At 63.4% G+C, this 1,541-nt stretch carries 2 protein-coding genes; both read left to right on the top strand.

Annotated features, from left to right (window positions below):
* Positions 1-818, top strand: an 818-nt coding sequence (locus AC1DTQ_RS18805) for a Calx-beta domain-containing protein (protein WP_477851566.1), incomplete at its 5' end; no start/stop codon positions are given.
* Positions 819-1,202: 384 nt separating this feature from the next.
* Positions 1,203-1,541: hypothetical protein (locus AC1DTQ_RS18800; RefSeq protein ID WP_477851565.1), on the top strand; the 339-nt coding region annotated here is incomplete at its 3' end.

Below are 1,541 nucleotides of genomic sequence, written 5' to 3'. Positions count from 1 at the left end.
ATCCCACGTCGCGCAAGATCTTCCGCGCCATGCAGAAGTACGGACTGATCATGGTCGACAACGGATCGGACCTGTACATCTCCGGGACTTTCGATGTGCGCTGGAACAACAGCACCTTGAATCCTGCCTTCGCCACGCTCAAGGCCAGTGACTTCGAAGTGATCAAGTTGGGCTGGAAACCCGCCGTTGCCACGGCTGCACTCAGCGCGGTCAGCGCTTCGCCCAATCCGGTGACCGGCGGCCAGGCAGCCACCGGCACGGTCACGCTCACCGCTGCCGCGCCCAGCGGCGGCGCCCTGGTCGCACTCCGCAGCGCCAGCAGTGCATTCACCGTTCCTGCCAGCGTCCGCGTACCGCAAGGCGCCACCAGCGCCACTTTTGCCATCGCCACCAAGGTTTCCGCCACCGCCGCCTCGGGCACTCTGTCGGCGACCTACGCAGGGGTCACACGCACCCGCGCGCTCACTGTCAATGCGACGCCGCTGACTCTTTCCATCGGCAACGCCTCGGTGACCGAAGGCGACACTGGCACCCGGCCGATGACTTTCACCATCAGGCTGTCGCGCGCATCAACCGCGGACGTGCGCTACAACATCGCCACCGCCGACGGCACGGCCACGGCGGGCAGCGACTATGTCGCCCGCTCGCTGACTGGCCAAACCATCGCCGCCGGGCAGACCAGCCGGACCTTCGCGGTCACGGTCAATGGCGACCTAAATCGTGGGCCAAGCGAGACCTTCAAGGTCAACCTCAGCGGAGCTAGCGGGGCTACGCTGGCTGATGGCCAGGCCATCGGCACGATCGTCGATGACGACTAACTGACTACTCCGGCACTGGCAGCGCCGCGAAAAGTACGCTGCCAGACAGCCGCAACACGTCTGTTCCCAGACGACAGCCTGGGCCGTTGGCAGCGCGCCGCTGCCGTGGCGAGGTGGGATCGAGTAGCGCGCTGCGACTACCAGAGAGGTGGAAAAAAGCGAGGCAATATTCTCCATTCATCTTGCATTTAGCGCTTTATGTGGCCTGCGTCTCGCGTATCACCCATTCAGGTAAAACACCCGTTTGCCTACGTTTGACTCCTCCGGTTATGCCCCCGACCATCGCGTTTCCCCCTGTAGTGAATGAAGTAGACACGCATGCGCTGTCCCCTGTTGTGCCGATTGCTTGCCTCCTCTCTGTTGCTCCTTGCCGTCCCCACCGTCTTGGCTCAATCCTGCCCCGCCACCGTCCCTGTACAGGGCGCTCCGGTGGCGGCTCCGGTATTCCCCGCCGACAACTGGTGGAACGCCGATATCAGTGCGGCGCCAGTGGATCCTTCTTCAGCCAGCTATATTTCCTTCATCGGCGGCACCCGCGCGCTGCATCCGGATTTCGGCGGCGAGGAATCTCCCGGCAGCACCGGCATCTATGGTTTTCCATATGCCATCGTCAACGGCTCGCAGCCCAAGCAAACCGTCACCTTCGAGTACGACGACGAGAGCGACGGCAATGGCGTGCCGTTCTACCCCATCCCCGCTCAGGCCATCAGCCAGGTGCMTTGG

Source organism: Pseudoxanthomonas sp. P4_B2, assembly GCF_056402315.1.
This window is presented reverse-complemented; position numbering and strand designations above follow the sequence as displayed.